The sequence below is a fragment of the Vibrio sp. Vb0349 genome, from assembly GCF_033338975.1.
Map to the genome: position 1 here is coordinate 1 of NZ_JAWOTS010000402.1, position 1,084 is coordinate 1,084.

1 protein-coding gene is annotated in these 1,084 nt (G+C 47.2%); it reads left to right on the plus strand.

Annotation, left to right across the window (positions count from 1 at the left end; genetic code table 11):
• Positions 1 to 1,084 (plus strand): peptide MFS transporter (locus R7Q47_RS26165; RefSeq protein WP_318090251.1); only part of this gene is annotated, 1,084 nt, incomplete at both ends.

Consider the following 1,084-nt stretch of genomic DNA (forward strand, 5'->3'; position numbering starts at 1 on the left):
CTCTGGGAACGCTTTTCCTACTACGCAATGCGTGCCATTCTAGTACTCTACTTAACTGATACCACAATGAATGGTGGTTTGGGCTGGTCAACGAAAGACGCGCTCGACCTTTATGGCATTTACACCGGCCTTGTTTACATTACCCCATTGATTGGTGGTTACCTTGCCGATAACTACCTTGGCCAACGCCGCTCAATTTTGCTTGGTGGTGCATTAATGGCTATCGGCCAGTTCACACTGGCACTTCCGGCTGACGCACTAGGCTTCGGAGCACTTCACACTTTCTATTTAGGTCTTGCTCTGCTTATTTGTGGTAACGGTCTATTCAAGCCAAATATCTCTACCATGGTTGGCGACCTTTACAATGAAGGTGATAACCGTCGTGATGGCGCTTTCACTATCTTCTACATGGGTATCAACCTTGGTGCTTTACTAGCCGGCGTGGTTTCTGGATCTGTAACGAACTCATTTGGTTGGAAAGCAGGTTTCGTAGCAGCGGGCGTGGGTATGATAATCAGCCTTGTCATGCAAATGTCGCTTTCACAGTCTTGGCTTGGTGATATTGGCCGTGAGCCAGCCGCGAAACGCGACCTAAACAATAAGAACGCCAAAACAAAACAGCCTCTTACCAAAGAAGAAGTAGATCGCATTAAAGTTATCTTGGTGATGAGCCTGTTTACTATCGTATTCTGGGCTGGTTTCGAGCAAGCTGGCGGTCTGATGAACATTTACACTCAGCAGTACACCGATCGTATGATTGGCGGTTTTGAAGTACCTGCAGCTTGGTTCCAGTCACTAAACCCATTCTTTATCATTACGCTTGCGCCTGTCCTTGCGGTTCTATGGGTGAAACTAGGTAAACGTGAACCAAACTCACCAGCGAAATTTGCTTTAGCCATGTTCTTCTTGGCACTAGGCTTCCTATGCATGGTTGGTGCAGTAATGGAGCAAGGTGGTGATACTAACGTGAAAACATCCATGCTATGGCTAGTTGGCGCGTTCTTCTTCCATACTTTGGGTGAACTGTGTCTATCCCCTATTGGCCTGTCTCTTGTAACCAAACTGGCTCCGCTACGTCTTGCAT